Raw genomic sequence first — 23,616 nt, 5'->3', positions numbered from 1 at the left:
GTTCTGGTCGCTGATACAACAACCGGAATATAGGGGGAGAATGCCGTTATGGCAAGGTTTGTTGGGGTTCAGTCACCCACCGATTTGTGTGAGGACCCTCTTTCATTTACTGCCGCAGCGCTCAATGTCCATTTTTTAACTATACCAGATGGAATGTTCGTGGCGGCCCGACAGAATGAATCACGAAATGACATGTGTTACTGTGGATGCAGCGGTGTTCGAATGTGAGCGCATTTATGGATTTATGGAATGGAGCACTAAGTTTGAGCCACACTACTGGCAAGGTTTGATGTCACTTGAGACTTACTATCGTCGCCGGAGCGCGTCCTAACTTCATGAAGGTCGCCCCTGTCATCAGGGAATGCGAACGCAGGGGCGTGCCGGTTCGCTTTGTGCACACGGGCCAGCATTACGACTACTCCATGAGCGACGATTTCATCATGGCGCTCGGCATTCCTCAGCCCGACATCAACCTGGAGGTCGGCTCCGGCACTCAGGGCTACCAGTGCGCCGAGGTAATCAAGCTCCTCGAGGCCGATCTCGCCATGGAAACGCCGGACGCCGTGATAGTCGTAGGGGACGTCAACAGCACACTCGGCGCGGCCATCGCCGCCTCGAAGATGTTCATCCCGCTCGCCCACGTCGAGGCCGGCCTTCGCAGCTTCAACAGAGGCATGCCCGAGGAACTGAACCGGATAGCCACCGACGCCCTGGCCGACTTCCTGTTCACCACCGAGGAAAGCGGCAACAGGAACCTGGCCAGAGAAGGGCGTGGCGTTGACTCTATCTTCCTGGTCGGCAACACGATGATAGACTCGCTCGTCTTGGTAATGGACAAAGTGAAGGCGAGCGACGTCGTGAGCCGACTCGGGCTGGCTTCCGGGGAGTACTGCTTCGTGACCTTGCACCGACCGAGCAATGTCGACGAGCCCGGCAGGTTGCGCGATATCCTGGTGATGCTTCGCGGCGTCTCGGAAAGCCTGAAAGTTGTGTTTGCCATCCATCCCCGCACCTTGAAGAACATAAAGAGCGCAAGGTGCGAGGACGTCATCGCATGCGACAAAATAAAGTCGATCGACCCTGTCGGCTACATCGATTCTCTCGCCCTTATGTCCAGCGCGCGCCTGGTCATCACTGATTCTGGCGGCATCCAGGGAGAAACTACCTTTCTGGGCGTGCCATGCCTGACGCTTCGTCACGAAACGGAGCTCCTTGTGACCGTCGAGTTCGGAACGAACCTTATAGTCACCGAGGATTGCGCGTTGCTGCTGCAAACTGCAGTGGACGTTATCGACGGGGGCGGCAGGCAAGGGCGGATCCCGCATCAATGGGACGGGCACGCCAGCGAGAGGATACTGGACATACTTGGAGAGAGACTATGATCTCCGGCAAGAAACTCCTCATGATCATCTACTACTATCCGCCGATCGGAGGCATCGGAAGCCTGAGGACGCTAAAAATCGCGAAGTACTTGCCATCGTTGGGATGGGCGCCGATCGTCCTCACGGTCTCGAAAAACACGCTCGCGGTCATAGCGTGCGATGAAGCTGACGGTGATCTGGCGGGTGTCACCGTATTCCGAACCGCCAATCCCGACCTCGCGTTCCGGCTCAAGAAAACGATGGGCATGTCGATCGAGCAGCACTCGTCTCAATTGACAGTACTGGAAAACGCCGTGTTCTCGGACAGTCTCAAGGCGCGAGCGAGCGATATCATGAGCCAGTGGATTGGCATCCCTGACAGAATGATCGATTGGTACCCATTCGGGCGCAAGCAAGCGTTCAAGCTCTGCGAGCGATTCAAGCCCTCGGCCGTCTACAGTTCTTCTCCTCCCGAAACGACACACCTCATCGCAGCCGCGGTCAAGAAGCGCTTCGGCACGCCATGGCTCGCCGACATGCGAGACCCATGGACAAACAAAATAAATGAATCGCGCGGGCGCGTTCCAGCCACTTTGGACAAGAAGCTCGAACGGCTGACGCTCGGGCGCGCCGATGGCATTATCGCGGTGGCAGACGGCATCATCGACCAACTTGGCGTCACGGCGCCACAGGGACATGCCGTTCTGCAGCCCAACGGGTTCGACGAAGATGATTTCAACAGCGTCGCGGCGATCGAGAGCGACAGGTTGAAGCTCAACATCCTCTTTGCCGGAAGATTCAATTACCCCAGCCGCGATCCCCGGCCGCTGCTCGAGGCGCTGCGCCGGCTGCGTGACGCTGGCAGAGACATCTCGATGATGCAGTTCGACTACGCGGGCATCGACGGGAAACTTCTCCTCGAGCTCGCGCGCAAGCAAGGAGTCGAATCCAACGTCAACGTGCTCGGGCTCGTCCCTCACAAAGAATCGATCGCCCGGCAAAAAGGCGCGAGCGCTCTCTTTTACATCCAGTGGGAACCGGGAGGCGAGAGATATCAATCTGGTAAGCTGCTTGAGTACCTTGGCGCGCGCCGCCCGGTGCTCGCCCTGATGCCCACTCCCGGCAAAAAGTCAAACGAGTTCATGAAGAGCACTCGCGTCGGCGTGATCGCCAGGAACACAGATGACGTCACGGGCATCCTCGGGAACTGGCTTGATGAGTTCGAGCGTACGGGCACGCTTGCGTACAATGGCGACGTCGAGAAAATCTCCAGGTACAGCAGCTTAAACATGGTTTCGAATATCGCGGATGAGCTCAACAGGATCTCGGCGCCGTAGCGCTCCTCACTTGCCTCCTCGCCCCAGGGCGTTCCGCGTGTCAACAACCGGTACCCCCGATGACGCGATGAGGTCGAGGTCGATGTTTGGGTGCGCGGTGACAATGAGGACACAGTCGCAGCTAGCAAGCGCATCGTGGTTCAGTGGCGTCGAAGCGTACTCTTTCCCGCCCACCTCGACGACGCCCACGAACGGGTCGTGGTAAATCACGTCGCCACCACGTTCCGCCAGGAGCTCCATAATCTTGAGCGCGGGGGACTCGCGTGTGTCAGCGACTTTCTCCTTGTACGCGACACCCACCACCAGCACACGTGAAGATTTAATGCTCTTGCCGGCATCGTTCAAAACCTCCGACACCCACTCCACCACGTGGAACGGCATAGCCCTGTTGACCTTTCCGGCGAGCTCGATGAACTCCGGGTAGAAATCATATTTCTTCGCCTTCCAAGCGAGGTAGAACGGATCGACCGGGATACAGTGGCCGCCAAGGCCGGGGCCCGGCTTGAAGGACATGAACCCGAACGGCTTGGTCGACGCGGCCTCGACAACCTCCCAGATGTCAATGTCCATGCGCCGGCAAAGCAGGGCCATCTCATTGACGAGCGCGATGTTCACGGCGCGGAAGATATTCTCGAGCAGCTTTGCCGTCTCGGCGACCTCAGGCGTGGAGACAAGCGCGACCTCATCGACAATCGTGCTGTAGAAAGCATGCGCCACACGACCTGATGCTTCGTCGAGGCTGCCTACAACGCGAGGGATTTCCCTGTAAGGCAACGGGCACGTGCCCGGATCGACGCGCTCGGGCGCAAACGCCAGCAAGAGATCCTCACCTAATTGGAAGCCATTGTCCTCGAAAATCGGGAGCATTATCTCTCTTGTCGTGCCCGGGTAAGACGTGCTTTCTAAAACAACCAGCCGAGGACCGGCGTCGCGCGCGAGATTCGCGCAAATGTCAACCGTCGCATCAGATATAAAGGAAGTGTCGGGCAGTTGCCCTTCCGCGAGCGGGGTTGGCACGCAAATCAAAACGATGTCACAGTCGCGCAGCACGTCAAAATCATTAGATGCTTCTATGCCAAGCTCGCCGAGCTCCTCCAGGCGTTCGCCGCCTGCGTACTTGTCGATGCCCCTCAACGGATAACCGGACTCCATGACGCGGCTCGCGAGCGGGATCCCGACGTATCCCAACCCGACAACGCCAACCACAGCGGTGCGATCCGCTATTCGTTTCTCGAGAGATGACGCTGACATTAACGTGCTTTCGTCACGGTCGTCTAACGCGTTGCACAACAAGATCGGCGAGCAGGCCGAGCGCCACCAGTTGTATGCCCACCAGTAGCACGATGATGGTGACGCCAGTCACGCGGAAATAGTTGTGGATTATGGAGTCTGCTATCAGTTTGACAATACCGGTCGCTATGGTGAGGAGCGCCAGTGGGAAGAACACCTTGAGAGGATTGAACCACGTCACCGTGCGGATCACCAGGGTGATGTAGCTGTAAGTATCCTTGATCGGATGAAAAGTGCTGGCGCCCTTCCTCGGGAAATAGTCGATGTCCACAAAGTCAACGTTGTAACCGGAGGACAACATCGCGAGCGTGATCGTCGAAACCCAGGAGTGCCCCCACGGCAGGATGTCCATGAACGGCATGAACACGTCCTTTTTCATCGCACGCAGGCCCGAGTTGAGGTCAGGGATGCTGAAGCCGGAAAGCTTTTCGGCAAGCTTGCGAATGAACCACTTCGCGCGCATCCGCAGGAAGCGCATCGTCCCCGACTCTTTGGTGCGCGCTCCCACCACCATGTCGAGGTTTTCGTTTTCCATAATCTCGAGGAGCTTCGGCATGTCCTGGTTCGGGTAGGTGCCGTCACCATCTGTGACCATGACCACATCTCCCGTGGCGGCCTTTATACCGGTATTGCGCGCGAACCCGCCGCCACGGTTCTCCCTGTGCTCGAGAAGCTTCACGTTCTCGAAACCCCTGACAACCTCGGCGGTTCTGTCGGTCGAGCCGTCGTTGACTACAATGACTTCATACTCCCACCGCGAAGCCTCCATGGTCTCGAGGATGACCTCGAGGTCGCCGGCGATGGCCTCTTCTTCGTTGTATGTGGGCACTATGACGCTGACTTTGTTGATCTTCACGTGAGCCTCCCTGACTCTGACTGTTGTATATGACACATTATCCCAATGGGACAGCGCCAGCAAGCCGGCTATTCCGCTGAAAGGGAGAGATCGGATGTGGGCGTCATCTCGGACCGCCTTGTGGCCAAACGAAATCGCGCCTTTAGAGACGCGGTTCAACGGGAGGCCTTCTTCCCGCCCTCAACTTGCTCAGTTGTACAGTAAACTATTGGGGAGCAGGTGTCTCATTCATGTTGACACAGAAGAAAGCAGGGTAGTGATGGAGAAAGCAGACCGCGTCGCGGTCGTGATTGTCAACTACAACGGGGAGGCGTATCTCGCCGAGTGCCTAGCGGCACTCGAGCGGCAGACGTTCAAACAATTCTCGGTTCTGCTCCTCGATAACGGTTCAACCGACGGTTCCGTTGAACTCATCGAACGCGGGTTCCCTCAGATCAAGGTTATAAGGTCCCCTGTCAACCTGGGGTTTGCCGCAGGCAACAACCGTGTCATTGAACACATCCTCGAAAGAAAAAGCGCCGAGTACGTTTTCACGCTAAACAACGACGTCGTACTGGACAAGAATTGCCTGGAGTCGCTCGTCGACACCATGAACTCATCGTCAGGCGATGTCTGGTCGTGCCAGCCGAAAATGTACTTCTTCGATGAGGGTTCGGGCAAAAAGATATTCAACAATGCGGGCATAGTGATCTGGCGCGATGGCTCCGCGTTCAACAGGGGCATCAACCATGCCGACATCGGGCAATACGACGGTGAAACGGATATTTTCGGAACCTGCGCTGGCGCATCTCTTTACAGGCGATCCGCACTTGAAAGAACAGGTCTTTTCGACGAGGATTTCTTCGCCTACATGGAGGACGTCGACATCGCCTGGCGGGGGCGACTCGCGGGGTATCGCTCGCTTCTGTGCCCCGAGGCGATGTGCAGGCACCGGCACGGCGCCAGCGGCGGAAACCCGGCCCGAAAAATCTCCCTGGTGGAGAGAAACCGCATGTGTGTTCTCGCAAAAAACTATCCGACGCGCGACATCGCGGTTTCGCCGCTGTTCACTTTGTACAGATTCGCCAGTTTGGTCGTTGCCGGACTCACCTCCCGCGGGGGCGGCCGACGGCTGGAGTCATACAGAGAAAACCTCTCTACCGCATCGCTGCTTCTCGCGGTTATCAGAGGAACTGTGCAGGGCTTGATGAGAATCCCTGCATGCGTCAGGAAAAGGCGCCGGTTCAAAAACGAAATATGTAACGACACAGACGCGCGAAACATGCTCCGCCGTTATGTAACAAGGCTCTCCGACGCCATCAACAGCTAGCCGATGATTTCCCTGATGATTCGAGCCACCTGCGCCCCGATGATCTCCGGTGTGCAGTTTTCTTCAAAGGTGCGGTAACCCTCGCCTGCTATCCGATTCAGCAGCCCCTCATCTTGCTTGAGTTCGCGAATTGCGCTCGCAAGCGATTCGGAGTCCGCCATTTTTACCATCAGTGTGTCTTTCTTGTGCGTCAGAAGCTCCCTGTTCGCCTGGTTGTCGCCCACGATGGTCGCCTTCCTCATTGCGAGAAACTGGAACGTCTTTCCCGCTATCACCCGGCTGGCCTTCGCGACGTTTGAGAAGTGGCCGCCGAGGCAGATGTCGGCCGCCGCAATCGATTCCGGAAGCTTGCTGTAATCGATCCATTCCACGAGTTCTATGTTGCCAGACAGGGTGCCGGCTTTGTCCTTCTGCGCTCCAACGACCTTGAACCTTATGTCCCGCTCGCCTTCCAGGATGCGAGCGGCATCAAGCACGTGTTCGACCCCGTGAACAGGGAGGAACGTGCAGTAGTAGAAAACGTTGAATGCGCCGTCATTTTTTCCGTCGTCTCTCGGATAGAAAACGTTCGTCTCAGCCCCGACAAAAACACGCCTGAACTTCTCACGGGCAAGCCCAAACGTCTCCACGAAGTAATCGACATACGCGTTCGTGTCGAGGAGAACCACGTCTGCTCTCTCGCAGGCGGATTTGTCGAGACGATAAAATAGCCTGCCGCGCGCGGAGTCGGGTGGGAACTTTTTTCTGTCGAAGCACATCGTGTCGTAGCCCGAAAGGAAAGCGTCGAGCGCGACTGGCTTGCGGGTAAGCCTGCTCACAAAAGGCATCAGTGGCTGCCCGAAGAAACCGACGAACACTGCGTCGCTGTCCCCGCGAGACCCGGCAAGGAACTTCCCCATCACCTTGAGAAAACGCGCGGGATAGTTGCCCGCCGAATCGACGCATTCGACAAGCTCGACGCCCTCAGCCCTGAGGCCGTCGAGTATGACCTTGTTTCTGGTGTACGCGGGCTCACGGCCCATGACGACAATCAACTTCATAACACTCTATTCATGCGACGATTACTCTCCTCAATCTAAGTGCTCCATTCCATAAATACTCGCAAGCGAACGCCGCTGCATCCGCGCCAGGTTTCCGTCAATATCCGTCAGTTGAAATGCGATACGGTGTCCTCGATCCGCGGAGCGCGCAGGCGGCGATCGGCGGCGCGCCTCGCCACGAGCGTTCGCGGAAGTGCGGCTATGTTCGCAAGATATGCCTTGTTGAGCGGTATCGCCTGCTCCTCCGGCGCTATCATCCCTGTCCAGCGTTGTTCCATGGGCAGGGCCCGATCCAGCAGGAACCGCCACGAGAAGTTCTTGAGCAGAAACCTGATCCGGTTCTTGTGATAGAGGTAGTAATATCTCTCGGTAAACTTGCCGGTAGTCGTCGATTCGTGATGCATCACACGCGCGCCGGGAACATAAACAACCCTGTGCCCCATCCGGCGGACACTCAGGCAGAGGTCTGTCTCCTCGAAGTACGCCGGGTAGTAACCGGGGTCGAGCATACCGGCTCTCTCGAAGATGTCGCGCCTCACGGCAAGCGCGGCGCCCGTCACGTACATGACGTCCCGGAGCTCCTCGTATGCGCCCTCATCTTTCTCTCCAACTCCATAGTGCATCGACAGCCCGTTGTCACGGACGTACCCTCCCGCGTGCTGGATGGTCTGGCGATCGGGATCGTATATCTTGCACCCGCACACGCCGACAGACCGATCGTCAAAGGCTCGGACGATCTCGGTCACGGTATCGGGATAAACTTCGGTGTCGGGGTTCAAGAGCAGCAGGATACCGCCCGTGGATAGCGCGAAGCCCATGTTGTTGGCTCTGGCAAACCCACGGTTCCTTCCGAGAACGCTCAAGAAACATTCGATTCCGGCACGGCGCGCCGCCTCCCTGGCAAGCCGCGCGGAACCGTCTTGTGAACCGTTATCGACCATGATGAGCTCAATGTTCGGGTACTCAACGGAGCGCAAAGACTCGATGCACGCCTCTATGTAATCGGCGCTGTTGAAAAGCACAATGATTATCGAGACGCGGGGTTGAGCCTCATCCGCGAGTGGCAAACCTCGATCTTCCAAAAACACCTCCGTGCCGTTAAGCGCCAATCATGCGCGACAGCTCGTTGCTTTGTGACATCAATATGACTATGGGTAAACATTCAAAGCCACTGTGACAAATCGCTCTTTAGAAACTCCTCGACCGGGATGCCGCCCTTGCCAACCAGTAGTTTATGCCGGGGCGCAAACTTGCTCGCGAAGGCGGCCATGCCAGGAAGCGCGTGCCTGGTCCGGGCGCTCTTGACCTCGATTGCGACTATCTTATTCCCCGCCTGCACTACGAAGTCAACTTCCCTGTCTCCCTCGCGCCAGTAGAAGAGCCCCAGGTTTCTCTTCATTGAGATTTCCAGCAGGCGCCCGCCTACCGCCGATTCAACGAGACGCCCCCATTGTACGTGATCCTCCCTGGTTTCCTTGAGGGATAATCCGGACTGCGCCGTGATCAACGCCGTATTGTACACATGCAACTTTGGGCTCGAGCCTCTTTTTCTGACAGCCTGGCCGGAAAACTTGCCAAGCCCCGTCAGAAAACCCACGCCACTCAAAAGCTCCAAATAGTGAGCCAGTGTCGTCGTGTTTCCAGCGTCACGCAACTGTCCCAGCATCTTCTGATAAGAGAGGATCTGCCCGGAGTATTCACAACCCAGCGCAAATAGCCTTCTGAGAAGAGCGGGCTTGTCCACCCGCGTCATCAACAGTATATCCCTGGATATAGTTGTTTCGATGAGCGATTCCTGAATGTACCGCGCCCACCTCTCCGGCTGTTTGAGGAGAGGCGCCGCGCCGGGATATCCCCCAAAGAAGATGTAAGTGTCCAGATCCCAGCCGAAGTGCTCCTCGCACTCCGCAAAAGACCAGTGTCCCGCCCTGACCATCTCAAATCTCCCCGCGAGGCTCTCGGTGAGCCCTTTCTGCGCCAGCAACGGGGACGATCCGAGAAGAACCACTCGAAGCAACGACCCGTCGAAAGTGTCCTCGTCCCACAATCGCTTGACGACTTCCGACCAGCCGGGCGCCTTCTGAATTTCATCAATGACAAGCACGGCGTTGCGCCGTTTCGCAAGTGAGCGCCCGACCTCCCACTGCTCCTCCAGCCAGGCAGAGTCATGCAACGCCGGCCGGTCGGCTGAAGCGTACCGCGACGGCCAACTCATCTTTTCTAAAATCTGCTTTATCGCGGTTGTCTTGCCAACCTGACGCGGGCCGCACAGCACCTGCATGAATTGCCGGGGTTCCCTGATACGCCTTTCCAACTGTTTGTTTATAGTTCGGACATAGAGTTGCGCCATTCTGTTGTTCCCCTGTCCGTCTTTCGTCATTAATTACTCATTACATTGAGTATTATTACTCAATACATTGAGTATTGCCAAGAGAGGCTGGAGTAGTATAATGTTGCGGTTAGAGCGAGCCCATGAAAAACGTCAACTGACAAGGAGGCCCCTTTTGCAGCCGGTAAACATCCTGAAGATATTGATGGTCAGCCCTGTCTTGTTCTTCTTTCCGGGAGCGGCCTTGATCATGTACGTCAGAGACCGCTTCGAGGTTGATCTCCTCGTCTTCGAGATCGTCGCGCTTTCGACAGGCGCAAGCCTTATGCTCACGTTGTTGATCGGCTTTCTGTTGGTCGAGTTGTCCGTTTACACGCTCACCAGGCTGGCGGCTTTGATGGTTTTGGTCACAGTCGTCTTCGCCGCCCTCTGGCTGGCGAAAAAAAAGGGCATTCGCCCTCACGCTGCGATGGTTTTCCAGCACGGGTGGTTTCAAATCGGCGTGCTTGCCGTAATGATTCTGGCGTCCGCTCTATTCATCGGCAGGTGGGAAGCGGTTCTGACCGAGCGCGACGTGAGTCCCTACCTGGTGGAGGGCGTGAACATCGCCGACCACGGGCGTGTGTTCCTCAAGAACGAAACTCTGTCGAAGTTGACGCCGGACGAAGCCGGCATGCTGTACGGTCCCCCGGCGGTGAGAGGCGAGCGGGAATATCTGGCGGGGTTTGGCATAAAGGATCAAAAATCCGGAACGATCTATACGAGATACTTTCCCCTTTTCTCTGTTCTCATAGCCATAGCCTACAGGCTGCTTGGATTGCGGTGGATGCTGACATTGATGAACCCCTGTTTCGCTTTGCTCTCTTTGCTTATTATCATGCTCCTCGTTCGGCGCCTCCTCGACGCCAGAACCGCCGTGCTGTCGGGTTTGGCGCTGTCTCTAATTCCGCTGTCAGTCTGGTTCGCGAGATACCCGATCCCGGAGATGTTCACCCAGTTGCTTGTTTTCCTTGGGTTGTTCTTCCTCGTCCTTTATTACCCCAAGGGAAGCGGCTACGCCGGCTTGCTGGCGGCGCTGGCCTTCGGCCTCGCTTTTACCGCTCGCTTTGAACTCTATCCGATAATGGCGCCGCTCTTCGCGATCCTCGTTGTTTTCATCATCGATTCAATAAGAAAAAAGCGCTCTGTTCTGTACTTCCTGTGGTTCGCGATACCCATGGGCATCCTTCTTGCCCACTCGCTCTACAGCCAGAAACGCTTCTCCGGATCATACATGACTGAATTGGGCGCCCATTCGGTACGAAGCTACATGAATTCCCCTGTCATAAGGGGGTCTATAGCGGCGCTCGCGTTTATGGCAGCCGTATGCGTGATCCTTCTCCTCTCAAAGAGAGCCCGTGCCAGTGTCGCTCACCCGCTCCAGTTTCTCAAACGAGCATGGAGGCCCATCGTGGCCGCGCTTGTCACGCTGGTAAGCTTATACGGCTACATCATCAGACCCGTTATGGCCAAGGGGCAACTTGCGCTCCCCGCGGCCACCAATTTCGGCTCGCGCCTGCCGCAGACTTTTGTGAGAATGTCCTGGTACTTCACGCACATCGGCATCATTCTCTTCATACTGGGGCTCGCGCTCTTCGTGCTCTATCGACTGAGAGTGAAGACAGTTCCGCTGTTCGTTATCTCATGCTTCTTTACAGCTCTGTTCTTTTGGAACATCGCCTGCAATCCCCTTCACTTTTTTGCCTTGAGAAGGCTGATGCCGGTCGTGATTCCGTTCATGGCGATCATGATCGCGTACGCGGTGGTCAAGGTGCCGGATGTATTCAAGCGCAGGCTCGTACGGAGAGCGGTCGGGGCGCTGGCGGTCGGGGCGCTGGCGGTCACCCTCGTCTTCACGTCTCTCTACACCGCGAAGCTATACCCCATAGTTCAGTACGACGGGGCGCTCAAGTCCATGAACGATCTGAACGCGCTCATCGGAGGGCCGAACACGGCGGCCGTCTTCTACGGCAGATACAGCATGGTTTATTACACCGACATCATGAGATACATATACGGGATCCACGCCGTGCCGCTGGTCGGGGCCGCCGGCGACGCGCCCACGTTCGACAATATCTATGAGAAGCTCGCGGCCGGAGGGCATAAGGTCTATCTCGTCGGCTTCGGAGACGGCGTGCCAGCCGCGGTCAGTAATCTTTTCCTGCGCCCTGTCGGGGCCGTCCCGGTGTCTTTCAAAGTCTTACAGCAAGAGTACGACCTGGCGCCCAAGAAGACCGTGCCGTTCGGCTTCACTCTTGCGGTTTATCAGGCCACCGCCAAACCGACCGCAGAGCAGTGCTCTGTCAAAATAGGCGGCGCCGACACTTTGTGCGTCATCGACGGCTTCTATCCCTCTGAGCAAGGCACGTGCCGCTGGAGCAAGGGCACAGCGAGCTTCAAGATGCCGAACGTGGAAACAAAAAACAATCTAACCTTGAGCCTTGACATCTCAACAGGGAGCAGGCCACTTTCCACGGAGGAGAAGGTTCCGGTGGCCGTCTACGCGCAGGACAAGCTTATTGGAACACTCGCTGTGAACAGCGGCGCTTTTGTGCCGTACGCCATCACGTTCGACAAGGCTTCGCTCCCCGACCCGGGAACCAAGGAGATAAAGTTCCGAATCGAGGTTCCCACCTGGGCGCCCAACCAGGTGTTCGGCAAAAAATCCAATGACGTCAGGCAACTTGGAGTTGCGATCTCGCGCATTGCGCTGGGGCCTGTTCCTTGAACCGCGTCTGTTTTTCCTCCCCCTTGAAGGGGGGAAGATTAAGGTGGGGGCGGTATTACCTGTACCCCTCCACCCCAACCCTCTACCTTGGTGAGCGAGGGAGCTTGAGCCATGTCTCTCAGACGCGGACAATCTGAATAATTGCGACCAAACCATATTTCCAAAAACAGTATAGCAACTAACAAAGTGTCGCGGCTTTCCCCGACAATTGAGAGTTGACTCAGGCGCTAACGCGGATTCCCACTGTCATACCGCGCAAGAAACATGTATTTGCCTTTACCTTTGTGAAACCTTTTGATCTCTATCAAAGGCCATTGGGCGGGTAGCTCGGAAATGTCATTCAACACACAGTAGGTAGGACGCGCCTTCGCGGATTGCCTCATCTTTTCCAAAAGCTGACTCAGGGGCGCGGCGACCCAATACTCGATGTTTGGATTGTCATAGAAATAGATGTCCAGCGCAAAACCGGGGAACAGCCCGTGGTTTGTGTACACGGTGATCTTCCGGCTCTGGCTTTTCTTGTCCAGGTAATACGCGGTTTTTTCTATCCCCCGGCCCGCGGTCCAACCGTCAATAAACTCTGTTCGCGCCTCGGAGGGCAACCAGGCCTTTGCCGGATCTGTGATTACTCTCTCCATCTCCACTCCAAGAGGAATGACGGCTGCAAGTATCAGGACAACAAGAGCGATGGCGACCATGGGTGTCACATTCGCGCGTTTCCTCTCGCGGCGAAACAGCGCTGCAAACTCGGTGGCGATCAGTGCCGCGCCAAAAAGCATCGGCGGCAGCGCCACAAGGAAGAACCTGGACCAGGGCTGTTTGGAAGTTGCGGAGACCATAACGAATGAAACGATAAACCATATGCAAAGGAAAGCGGAAGGCCTCCATTTCTTTGCCAGGCCAAGGATGAGCCCCGCAAAGCACATGACGAAAAAGACAGGGGTGAGCATTATAAAAAGCTCGCGGAATCCTGCCCCCACATTTCTTGGGAAAACGGCGAGTGGGTGGGTCAGGAGATATGAGAGGGATAGTGTCCGGGTGGAACTGGTATCAAGCAGGAGGCCGAAGCTGATCTTCAAGCGCAACAGGCTGTAAATTCCGTAGCCCAGAAGAAGAGAAAAGGCAACAGAAAACACCCAGCCTCGCTGCGGCCACGCTTTCTCCCGATCTTTTTGATGTGGAAGCTTGAGCACATACGCAAAAGGCACGACAGGAAAAAGGACCAACGCGGTCCCCTTTGTGAGCAGCGCAAGGCCCGCTGTAATCCCTGTGCCGATGAGGTACAGTAGATTGCCGGAAACCGCCGCGTGGATCGCGAAATAAATTGAAAACACGATAATCGCTACCATGAGACTCTCTGTTAGCGCCAGCCTGTCATACCAGATGGCAAACGGGCAGAGAACGTAAAGCAGGGCGGCCCATGCTCCAAACTTCGAGTCCTTCAAATCCCTGCCAAGCAGAAACATGCCAACGGTCGTAAGCGCTCCAGCGCTACCTGAGGCAAGGCGCCCCGCGATCAATGGACGACTCTTCAATACCGCCAGAAAAGGCGCGACAAACCATTGATGCAGCGGGGGCTTTCCATCCAGAAGGGTAACAAAGAAGTTGTGATCGTAAAGCACCTTCTGTGACCACCTGATATAAACCCCTTCGTCACAGAATATTGGAAGGCTCTTGAGGTCGATGAGTCTTGTCGCAAAGTAAAGAGCGAAAATCAGTGTGAGCGCAATGCCGGTGGAGTGTCGCCTCGCGAAACTTATTGGTTTTTCCAGGATGCTATTTTCCAGTGTTGCGCTGAAACGCGTCTTTGGAGGCGCCACCGGAGTGAAGCGCTCGGAAACGACTCTTGTCAAACGGCTACCACAGGTGGTTTGGCTTGTTCCCGTAATCAAGCAGTATGCCCTGCCATCTCTTGTACTCGTTCCAGGCGGGCATCGCGTTTCCGTTGTAATCGTACATGCCGTTGTACGCGCTGTCCCACGAGACGGCGGGGTCAACGTCCTCAAATATCCATATCTTTCTGCAACCCACCCCCCAGAGCGAACCTACCCCCTTGTCTCCAATCGCCTGCCTCTGCCCCTCATTGGAAAACGCGACGTTGCCCGCGTGCGGCCACCCGATCTCGGTTACAGTCAACTCCTTGCCGTCAAAGCCCATTCTCTGCTGGATGCCTCTGACGTACTGGTAGTACCAGGCCCAATGCTCCGGATAGTCGTACGGGTGGATGGCGAGCATGTCGCACACGTTCGCCATGCTCAGAGCGCGGTTCACACCCACTGTCGTCCTGCTGTTAGCCGGAAGGCCGACTGACTGCTGCTGCGTGGTGCCATCCGAGAACATGTACGTGATCGTCGCGGTGGCGCTCTCCGCATTCGGATTTTGAAGCGTCGTCCACTCCTCGAAGCCGGACCGGGTAGTGCCCTCAGCGAAATACCACGTCTTGCCGGCGCCGGTGCAGCCCAGTTCCACGTCACCGCCCGCGATGCTGTTGTGGTAGTTATAGTACATGGGCCGCTCAACCACTATGGGCTGGTCCGAATCGAGTTGAACCGACACGTCCCTGTCGGGGCCGACCACGCCATTGACCAGCACTGTTTCGCGCGAGTGCGCCGCTACGGTCTTCTGAGCGTCCTGAGTCGCGCCGCCCGTAAACATATATTTGAAGTTCACGTGGGCCGGCGCGTTGCCGGGATTCTGTATGGATATCCACTCCTCGAAAGCTCCGTCGTACTGGTTGCTCCTGGTTGTACCCTCTGAGAGAAACCAGGAGGTGTTTGCTGAAGTCGCGCCGACCTGCGAGTGTCCGCCGGCCCACGCGCCGTGATACATAAAATACATCGGACGTTCGGCGATTATCGCCTGATCCGCCTCGACCATTGCCGAAACATCCTTGTTCGGCCCGACGATTTTGTTCACCAGCACCGTCTCTCGTGATGTGGGTGGCATAGATAAGTGCTGAACCTGCGTCGCGCCTCCAGGGAACATGTAGGTGATCTTGACGTTAGTTTGTGCCAATCCGGGGTTCATGAGAGATATCCACTCCTCGAATCCCGGCTGTGTCGCGCCCTCGGCCAGGTACCATGTCTTCGAAAGGGTGGAAACGCCGGATTCGACGGATCCGCCGTCCCATGCCTCGTGATACATGAAATACATCGGACGCTCGACGATTATCGGCTGGTTCGACGTAACACGCGCCGACACGTCCTTATAGAGCCCGACAGCGAAATTGACATCAACAGTCGAGCGAGAGTTGGGGCTGACCGTCAGGTTCTGCTGTTGTGTCTTTCCTCCAGGGAACATGTAAGTGATGCCGACGCTGGCCGATGCGCTGCCCGGGTTCTGGATGCAGATCCACTCCTCGAAGCCGGGGTGCGTCGCGCCTTCGGCGAGATACCATTCCTTATTGGGCTGTTTGACGCCGAGCTCCACCGTGCCGCCTTTCCAGGCGCCGTGATAATTAAAGTACATCGGACGCTCGGCGACGATGTTCCTGTCCGCAGTCACCTTCATCGATACATCCTGGTTGGCGCCGGAGAGCAACGTCTCGTAGTGACTGAGGTCACCGGGGCTGTGAGTGATCCCGTTGAGCATCGCTCCAGAGATCACTTCCGAGTCCGGATCCGCGTTCTTGATCGCGGGGTACGCGGCCCTGAGCATGCCCAGGTAACTGTAGTCACAGTCACCCGAGTAATAAACCATGCCCGCCTGTCCGGGCGGCGAGTCGGTATCCCAACCCGGCTCCTGCCACACCTGGTAGTAATCCACGTAGTTCTTGTAACGCGCCGCCACGGCGCCGCAGAAGTCGCCCCAATCCTTTATTTTCTTTGGGGGTCCCTGATAAGAAGGGTTGGGATTCGCGGGGTTCGTCGCCCAGACGGGCACCGGACCGGTGATGGTCAACAGGATGCTGTTGACGCCGAGGCTCAAAGCGTTGTTGACCTCACTGTCGAGACCGATCCACGTATAGCGGCCTTTGCCAGCGCCCTCGACAAACTTCCACTTCACGAACAAGCGCACGTTTCGCACACTCCCCCACTGCGAGGATGGGATCTTGACCTTGAGGTTGTTCCCGACGCTTTCGCTGAAAAGGCCGAGCAACTGGCGATCTCTGGGAGCGACGTCGCCGGCAAGCGCTTTCTGTATTCCACCGGACGTGGGCCGTGTTGTTCCGCGCCCCGAGCCCCACGGCAACGTCATGGCAATAAGAAATATCGCCGCGCCCGCCGCGATCGCGCTTCCTCTCAAGATAGTCGTCCTTCGTAATTTAATGTGAATCACCAGCCCCCTCCGGTCTCGTTTCAGCTCCACTTACGATAGATATTTTTGTGTAAGTATTTATTTGCTTTTGGAACCGACAACTCCTTTGAACTATTCGGTAATGTTACCGCATATGCAAAGATGGTGGGCGAGCATGCGCCCTAACCGCCCGACAGCAGCTCCGTGGCGAAGTGGACATATCCGCGCGCGGCGTCCTGGATGTCGTGATGTTTCAGGATATACCTCTGGCTCCGCTCCCCGAGCGCGAGCCTTTCGTCGGGGTTGTCCATGTAATAAACGAGCTTCTCGAGCAGCTCGTCCTCTTCATTCTCGCCAGCTGCGACTTTGACGCAGCAGTCGTCGGGGAACTCGCCGAACGCGTACCGGTCCGACACTACCACGGGCTTGCCGGCGCCCATCATTTTTATTACGCTGCCGCTGGTCTCGCCGGCGCTCGGATAGCGTAGCGCCACAAACAGATCCGGCACGTTCAGGTACTCGGCAAACGTCATAGTGTCCACAAACCCGGAGACAAGGACATCATCTTCCAGATCAAGATCCTCGATCCACCTGAGCACCTCCGAACCTGACAGCATCTTCCCGACGAGAAGAAGCTTCACGGGGTATCCCATCTTTTTAGCCTTCGCTATGACGCGAAGGAGCGCGTCTATCCTCTTGCTCGAGTTGATGTAACCCATCGAGCCGACAAGAAAATCTTCCGGTCGAAAGCCCAGTGTCTCGCGCAACCTCTCCGGAGTGCGCATGTGGTCGGGCGGTGGCGGCGACCAGTGATGCGATATCCTCCTGACCCGCGCGCACTGATTTACCTCCAGCACTTTGGCGCGCGCGAACTCGCTGTGCACTATAACGCCCAGACTGGAATCGACTATCCTGTCCAGCAGCGGGTAGTCGTACCACGAGTTCTCGTCGCGCTCCTCGAGCGTGCTCTTGATGATCTCGGCTCGCCGTGAGTTATAGCAGTAGTCAAGCTCTCTCAGGTAGTCACGCACGCGGTTATTCCCTATCGTTTGTGAAAAGATGAAATGGTGAAGCATGGGTTCGTGGAGCACGACTATGCCAGGATACTCCAGGCACACCTGGTAGATGTACGAGTGATTGTCGTTGTTTCCGATGTGGTAAATGTTGACATCGTGATCGTTCTTGCCGTGGTTCTCGAATATCCTCCGGTAGTTGAAAACATTGAATTGCTCGTATATCCAGGAGTTGGAGGGGCGGTAATCATCGATGAACAGGTCAATCTTTCCGTAGCCGCCAAGGTACTCGAGGAGCTCTTCCGAGTAATCAGAAACGCCCGATTTTATTGGGTTCAGCGGGCTGAAATACGCTATCTTCAAACATCATCTCCTGTCCGGGATGAAATCCGCAGCGTGCGCGTAGCATGCGGCAACTTACTTCTTCACGCTGTTTATACGCGCTCGAGCAACAAAAGCGGACACTCATCGCCCGGCGCCCCGCCTCCCGAGCAGTCCGGCCGACCTCCTCAAAGTGCTCGCGACTCCCTCGTTCTTGAGATAAAACACAAGCTTCTCTCTAATCGGAGAATCCGGCGTTATCGGTGGGGTGAAAACCCGGCGCGCGGCAACCAGCGCTTCGTTCCGCAAGCCGACCCTGTCGGCAAAGTCCGGAGCGCGCGTCGGGCGCCGGACCCATTCCCTCAACGGAACCGTTGTCCTTTCAAACGAGTAGCGCTCGAGGACGTGGCTCTTGAGCCGGCGGGAGACCCCGATGAGCTTGTCCCTGGAACGCTCCAGCTCGAGGAGCCTGCCGGCGAGGGCGGGCGGATCGGCGACCGGGACAGCGAACAGCAGGCCCTCTGAGAACAGTTCCGACGTGAGCTCGCAGAGGTCGGTGGAGACGGCGGGCAGCCCGGCGAGCGCCCACTCCAGAATACGGTTCCTGCTGCCGAACATCACCTCGTAGTGCATGGCGTCAATGTTGATCCCGACCGAAGCTGTGCCGTAGAACGACAGGGCCTCGCTCCTTTTCACCCAGCCCAGCAGGTGAAAACGCTCTCTGAACCTGGATGAAGCGACCATCCGCTCGAAATCCCGGTAAGTCCTGTCATTGTGACCCTCGATCTCGGCGCCGGTGGACACAAAGTGTATGTTCTCTCGCTCCGACATGGCGAACTCGAGCCCTTCAAAGAGGGTGCGGACGTCTGTCCAGGTGTTGAAGCCGCCGCTCCAGAGGACGATGAAATCCAATGGGCCCAGCCTCTCGTCCGGGTAAGCCGGAGACGGAAACTCCCTGTCTACGACTCCGCACGGTATTGAGCGCGCGAAGTCATAACCGAGGGTCCCGGAGTTGAGCCTGCCGTTCACCCCGAGCTGTCCAACCAACTCACAAGCCTGGCGCTCGGAGACCGTGCTGAAGCGATCCGCCATGGAGATGATGTGGTTGTTAACCCTCTGAAAATGGTCGATGAAGGAGTCGTCGGAGTACACGGCCGCCTTGGCCTGCGCCTCGGCAAGGTAGCTCCCGAAGACGTCGGCCCAGAGCGGGCGCTCACCCGCGTACGTAGCCCCGACGTAAGACGGGTAAGCGGTCGCCGCGACGACGCAGTCCGGATCCAGGTCGGTCATCAACCGGTCGGTGATGCCGCCGACCTCGAACTCCGGCTGTGTGACCCTGTACACCGTGCATCCCTGCTCCTCGCATTTCTCGACCGGCTCGATGTTCTCGGGGTAAACGAACGGTATGCGGGACGCGAGGACGGTGACGTCGTGGCCGTCTTGAAGCAGTGGAAGGGCGAACTGCCACGTCCTCGTTCCCGGCCCGTATGACTTGGCGAGATCCTCCCACGGCAAGGGAGCGTGCCCGAGCACAAGAATCTTGCTCAAAGATGCCTCCACACACTTGAATTTCAGCACATGATATACAAAGGAACTATACAAAAAAACAGGCCTCGCGCCGTGCCTGTCCGCGCTTCCACCTCTCAAGGCCATGCCAGATGGATCCGCGCCTTTAGAGACGCGGCTCAAGAGAGGTGTGAGGAGTTCGCCTTCAGCTTGAAGAGCCGCCAGTACATGAGAGGCCCCCGCTTTCGGAGAACCTCCCTCTCAGCGGCCAACCTCTCACGATCCAGCCTGGCGCCATCCATCTGCGCGTAAACTGAGCCGATTTCTCTCGAGAGAGACTGGCTGTACTCGCGCAATGCCGTGATTCCCCTGGTGAGCCTGTCTATCTCCATATCCTGAAGAACGGCAATGTCTCGAATAGAGCGCGCCGCCGGCACGATGCCCTTACTCGCGAGAACCGCGTCAGCATAGACCTCAAGAGCGGCCAGCGACCTGGTCATATCTTCATCGTTCCCTCCCGGCGCTTCGGCGACATAGCGTAAGGCCGCGCGCGCGAGATCGCTCGCCAGGAAACTGCCTTCACCGAACGGCGCCGGCACATCCCTCCTGTTGTCGACTTGAAGCTCTTCGACGCCTCCTTCTGCATCGGGGGGGCCGGTAGGGGGAGGCGCCGCCTCCGAGCCTCTGAGCGCCCGTATCACGCGAAAGACAACGCCGGATTTCAGGCGCGCGTTCTCCGCGACAGCCCGAGCGACAGCCTGACCGGCCTCTCCCGCGAACCCACGAACCCGCGCCAGCTCGGCCTCAATCTTCTCGTTTTCGACGGACAGCAAGCCGGTCTCTTCGAGGAGACGCTCTATCCGCCGCTCTTGCTCCGATATTCGATCGCCTCGAGCTTGTTCAGCCTCCAGGTAAGCTTCAGAGGGTGATGAGCATTCCCTTCGTCTGTACACCATGATCTTGAAGTCGGACTCGAGCGCGCATTTTTCCATCAGCGCGTCCTCGAGCGCGGCCACCGCATTGAGGAAAGCCAGATCAACCTCGCTCTCCTCGTCAAAGTTCTCCATTATGCCGCCGAGGAGCGGGTTCAGTATCGTCCCTCCTATGGGACGGCTCTCCAACAGCTCGAAGTACGGCTCGAGCGCGCTCTCTATGTCGGCGGAGCGAACCGCCTCCGATGGGTCGTCCTTTACCATTGAGCAGAGATGAGGACGCATCACATGGGCGACCGTCCCGCCCGACTGATAGTTGAACCTGTAACGCCAGGGAAGCAGACTGTAGATGTCGGTCACAATACGAAGCTGCTCGGGCGTCCACTGGAACCTCGCTGGGCCCACGAACTCCGAGACCACCAGCAGGCCGCTTTGCTTGAGCGCCCCGTGGAGCTCCTCGGCGCAATGCCCCAGCCTGTTGACGTGGTGCAGCGTCGCGGACGCGAACGCTACGTCGTAGCTTTCGCTGGGCAGAGCGCCCGACTCGAGGTCGAACAACTCGTAGGTTATCGCCAGGTCGCCCGCGTTCTCTTTTGCCTTCTCGATGGCGCCTTCAGCAATGTCACAACCGACCATGCGCTGGCAGATACCCCGCGAGATCGCATCCCTCTCGAGCACACCCGATCCACATCCGATGGAAAACCCAAGTGAAAGTGTCGAAGGGACATACTTTTGCAGCAGCCACTCCAGCCAGTCGATGTCAGGCGAGCCGCTGACGCGTCTGTTGATTATCTTCTGGATGGCTGGTGATGTACTCCAGTCAACCCGCGGCTCGGCGCGGCCCCGGGCGCGCCTGGCGGCGTCCTCGGACCACACGCGTCCAACTTTCTGTCCCCTCGAGGGTTTTTCAGTCAAGGTGTGTTCCTCTCGCCAGGGATCCGAAAATAACCCCGATCAGACCGCAACTTCCTTAAACGCAACACAGGGGCCTGACCCCAACGCAACACCAACGCTGTGTTGCGTTTCAGCCTGCCCGCCGCTTGCTCTCTGCCATCGCTTCCTCGAGTTGCGCGATGTAGGCGTCCTTATCCTGGATAGCTTTCTCGAGGCCCTTCGCGTACTTGCCGGACTTCTCGACTTCCGCCTTCGCGTACTCACTGGTTCTTTTCATTTCTGCTTCCATCTTCTCGATCTGTGCCTCCATTTTCTTCATGTTGTCCGCCATTTTGCGGTACTCGACGACCTCACGCTCGAGCACCCTCAGCCTGTGCTCCGCCTTCACTTTCTCATCAGACAACCTTTGCATATGAGCCTCCTCGGTCGCCGGCGACGCCTTCACCACGTACTGGAACGCAACGGCCTCCCACTCCGAAAAAGCCTTGACCACCTCCTCGAGGTTGGCCAGTCCCAGCGGGTCAAGAGCTTCGTGGAGCGCGTCTTTTTCCACTTTCTGATCAACTGAGTCTATGGTCTCCACCAGGTAGCCGCAACTCTCCAGCAGGTCGCCAATGCTCTCTCGCGTATAGAACTTGAGGTGAGTCGCGTCGAGAATGCCTGTGTCCTCATAATCGAACCGGCCCTTCAGTATGGCAAGCCGAATGCTTGCGTGCGCGATGTTCGGCACGGACAGTACGACGTAGCCTCCCGGCGCAAGCAAATCGCGCATGCGCTCGAGCGCCGCGCGCGGGTTCTTGAGATGCTCGATGATGTCCCCGAAAAACCCGACATCATATTTCCCGGGGCCGAGAACCTGCTCTATATCCATCTCATCGAGGTTCCCGACTATTACTTCGTCACAGTACCTGGCAGCCTCTTCAGCCGCCTGAGGATCTATCTCGATGCCCGTAACGGCGCAACCGCTCTCTGACAGCACACGCGCGACAAAGCCTGTCGCGCAACCAAAATCTACGACTTTCTTGTTGCTTCCGACCATCGCGATGGATTTCGTGTACGTCTGGTTTTCATCGCTTAAGTCGATTTTATCTTCGTACTTGAACCCGTCCATCATGTACCATCCCCGCCGCCACGATTTGTCACAATCGCGTAGTCGCGGTGGCTGAAGAGGATGCGGTTGAGCCTGCCGAAGTTCTCGTTGATCTTTTGAAAAAACTCCTTCTGGCGTGTATCGAGCAACACCCCGCTCATCGCCAGCTCGAGCTCCTCGAGATGCTCCTCCGGCGGTAGCGGGTTGAGGAACATGACCTGCGGCTCGGTGAACCCGTATGAGATGCAGAGTTGCTTGAGTGTTTCAGGGTGGAGCGGGTGAGCCTGCTCGGAACTCTCCATCGCGTATGAAGTAACCACATAAATCGAGAACGGATTAGGTGTCTCTATGACAAGCGGGGCGCCACTCGCCAGCTTGTTTCTGCACAATACGAGCATCCTCACCAGGCGCGCCGGCGGCTCGTGCCCGGCGAATCTCGAGAGGATGATGCCATCGAGCGAGCCGTCCGCGAGCGTCTCCAGATAATCGACCGGATTCGCCATCAGGACGTCCAACTCGTTGTCTTTGCAGTAGCCAACGAGGGTCGGGTTAGTCTCCGTTCCCCTGACACTTATGCCTTCCTGCGCGAAGAGCTGTAGGAGCTCGCCCCTGCCGCATCCGATGGCGAGGACGTTCTCGCAACCCTTGAAGCAAGGGACGTACGCGCGCAGACGATCCTTCGCTTTCCTGGGTGAGCCGTGCACCCGCTGTTCCAGAGTCAGGATGTCAATAGTCGCAAACGGGTCGCTCGCGGCGGCGGCGCCATTCCCGCCAACCTCCCCGTCGGGCGCCGCAAGCAATGCTTCGTGAGCGCGTAGCAGCGCGAGCTCCTTCTCGAACTCCGCCATGCGCCGCTCCAGATACCTGTTGAGAAAAAGGACGTTCGCGCGGAAGAGCGCGATATCGCGGTGCATTATGGTAGAAAGAATGTCCTCGTTTATCTGGATGTGGTCGAGATACTGCTTCATCTCGTTTATCGTGTGAGTTGTAGACGCATTGAAAATGCGCTGCTGATCCATCGCCGGATCGATGTACCACGCGGTCAACTTCCTGATAACGCGCTTGAAGAAGGCGACCAGCGGCGCCACGATCTTGCGCTCGCTCGTGGCATCCCCCGGCAGGTTGCTGTCATAGACGGCGTTCGTCAGATGAAGGTTCTCCATAAGCGCCGCGTCATCGAAAGTCTGGATGCGATGCCCGTTGGGAGATTTTTCGCGCAAGCGCAAAGAAAGGCCCTGAAGCGTTTCCTCAACCGCGGCCTCAGTTTTTGCTTCCTCGCCCATCCGTTTCTTCGACAACTATCCACCACCTTTCCCACCGTCTACCGCTAAAGCG

Annotated in this window: 15 protein-coding genes; 4 read left to right on the top strand and 11 right to left on the bottom strand. The window is 57.2% G+C overall.

Annotated elements, in window-relative coordinates:
• Nucleotides 1-335: 335 nt before the first annotated feature.
• Both CVT63_00185 and CVT63_00180 read left to right on the top strand, forming a co-directional pair.
• Entirely contained in the window at nt 336-1,382 is a 1,047-nt protein-coding gene (locus CVT63_00185) for a UDP-N-acetylglucosamine 2-epimerase (non-hydrolyzing) (GenBank protein PKQ28969.1), read from the top strand.
• Nucleotides 1,379-2,698: a hypothetical protein gene (locus CVT63_00180; protein ID PKQ28968.1), complete on the top strand. Its 1,320-nt coding sequence runs from the start codon at nt 1,379-1,381 to the stop codon at nt 2,696-2,698. Before CVT63_00185 ends, CVT63_00180 begins: the two co-directional genes overlap by 4 nt.
• A 6-nt stretch (nt 2,699-2,704) precedes the next feature.
• On the opposite strand, the gene CVT63_00175 is transcribed toward CVT63_00180, so the two are convergent.
• Both CVT63_00175 and CVT63_00170 read right to left on the bottom strand, forming a co-directional pair.
• Complete coding sequence (locus CVT63_00175; GenBank protein PKQ28967.1) at nt 2,705-3,949, bottom strand: hypothetical protein; 1,245 nt, start codon at nt 3,947-3,949, stop codon at nt 2,705-2,707.
• A gap of 13 nt (nt 3,950-3,962) precedes the next feature.
• Complete coding sequence (locus CVT63_00170) at nt 3,963-5,003, bottom strand: glycosyl transferase family 2 (GenBank protein ID PKQ28966.1); 1,041 nt, start codon at nt 5,001-5,003, stop codon at nt 3,963-3,965.
• Between CVT63_00170 and CVT63_00165 the strand changes: the two genes are divergently transcribed.
• Nucleotides 4,939-6,153, top strand: a complete 1,215-nt coding sequence (locus CVT63_00165) for a hypothetical protein (GenBank protein PKQ28972.1) — start codon at nt 4,939-4,941, stop codon at nt 6,151-6,153. The two genes, CVT63_00170 and CVT63_00165, sit on opposite strands and share 65 nt — an antisense overlap.
• Here the strand turns inward: CVT63_00165 and CVT63_00160 are convergent.
• From CVT63_00160 to CVT63_00150, 3 genes are all read right to left on the bottom strand, one after another.
• Nucleotides 6,150-7,193: a glycosyl transferase family 1 gene (locus CVT63_00160; protein ID PKQ28965.1), complete on the bottom strand. Its 1,044-nt coding sequence runs from the start codon at nt 7,191-7,193 to the stop codon at nt 6,150-6,152. The genes CVT63_00165 and CVT63_00160 overlap by 4 nt on opposite strands.
• 107 nt (nt 7,194-7,300) lie before the next feature.
• Nucleotides 7,301-8,302 (bottom strand): glycosyltransferase family 2 protein, encoded by a 1,002-nt coding sequence (locus CVT63_00155; GenBank protein ID PKQ28964.1) that lies wholly within the window; start codon nt 8,300-8,302, stop codon nt 7,301-7,303.
• Between the two features lie 53 nt (nt 8,303-8,355).
• On the bottom strand, nt 8,356-9,543 hold the full coding sequence (locus tag CVT63_00150) for an AAA family ATPase (GenBank protein PKQ28971.1): 1,188 nt from the start codon (nt 9,541-9,543) through the stop codon (nt 8,356-8,358).
• A gap of 154 nt (nt 9,544-9,697) precedes the next feature.
• On the opposite strand from CVT63_00150, the gene CVT63_00145 reads away from it, so the two are divergent.
• On the top strand, nt 9,698-12,289 hold the full coding sequence (locus CVT63_00145) for a hypothetical protein (protein PKQ28963.1): 2,592 nt from the start codon (nt 9,698-9,700) through the stop codon (nt 12,287-12,289).
• A gap of 227 nt (nt 12,290-12,516) precedes the next feature.
• On the opposite strand, the gene CVT63_00140 is transcribed toward CVT63_00145, so the two are convergent.
• The 6 genes from CVT63_00140 to CVT63_00115 form a co-directional block, all read right to left on the bottom strand.
• Entirely contained in the window at nt 12,517-14,295 is a 1,779-nt protein-coding gene (locus tag CVT63_00140) for a hypothetical protein (protein PKQ28962.1), read from the bottom strand.
• 2,412 nt (nt 14,296-16,707) lie between these two features.
• Nucleotides 16,708-17,901: a hypothetical protein gene (locus CVT63_00135; protein ID PKQ28961.1), complete on the bottom strand. Its 1,194-nt coding sequence runs from the start codon at nt 17,899-17,901 to the stop codon at nt 16,708-16,710.
• 102 nt (nt 17,902-18,003) lie between these two features.
• Nucleotides 18,004-19,548 (bottom strand): hypothetical protein, encoded by a 1,545-nt coding sequence (locus CVT63_00130; GenBank protein ID PKQ28960.1) that lies wholly within the window; start codon nt 19,546-19,548, stop codon nt 18,004-18,006.
• Entirely contained in the window at nt 19,545-21,212 is a 1,668-nt protein-coding gene (locus tag CVT63_00125) for a hypothetical protein (protein PKQ28959.1), read from the bottom strand. The genes CVT63_00130 and CVT63_00125 overlap by 4 nt, the downstream gene beginning before the upstream one ends.
• 109 nt (nt 21,213-21,321) lie before the next feature.
• Nucleotides 21,322-22,305, bottom strand: a complete 984-nt coding sequence (locus CVT63_00120) for a hypothetical protein (protein PKQ28958.1) — start codon at nt 22,303-22,305, stop codon at nt 21,322-21,324.
• Nucleotides 22,302-23,579 carry a hypothetical protein gene (locus CVT63_00115; protein ID PKQ28957.1) on the bottom strand — a complete coding sequence of 426 codons (1,278 nt, stop codon included), beginning with the start codon at nt 23,577-23,579 and terminating at the stop codon, nt 22,302-22,304. The genes CVT63_00120 and CVT63_00115 overlap by 4 nt, the downstream gene beginning before the upstream one ends.
• Nucleotides 23,580-23,616: the final 37 nt, after the last annotated feature.

Source organism: Candidatus Anoxymicrobium japonicum (assembly GCA_002843005.1).
GTDB lineage: Bacteria > Actinomycetota > Geothermincolia > Fen-727 > Anoxymicrobiaceae > Anoxymicrobium > Anoxymicrobium japonicum.
Note: the sequence above shows the minus strand (reverse complement) of the source record. Positions and strands in the feature narration are given on the sequence as shown.